We start from the raw sequence: 209 nt of genomic DNA on the forward strand, positions 1-209 counted from the left end.
GGGGTGCAGCAGCCGCGGCTCGCCGGTGCTCGCGGTCACATCCCGGCGCTCGAGGGTCTCCGCGGCCTCGCGGCGATCGGCATCATCACCACCCACGTCGCGTTCGTGACCCGGATGTCCTACGGGACGCCGGTGCGCCGCCTCTACGGTCGTCTGGACATGCTGGTCGCGGTGTTCTTCGCCAAGACCGGCTTCCTGCTGTGGCGGGA

General features: G+C 70.8%; 1 pseudogene. It reads left to right on the forward strand.

From position 1 onward, the window contains the following. Positions 1–3: 3 nt before the first annotated feature. A pseudogene (locus G6018_RS16435) lies at positions 4–209 on the forward strand (acyltransferase); the annotation flags it as partial.

It is taken from the genome of Dietzia sp. DQ11-44 (assembly GCF_014145205.1).
GTDB lineage: Bacteria > Actinomycetota > Actinomycetes > Mycobacteriales > Mycobacteriaceae > Dietzia > Dietzia natronolimnaea.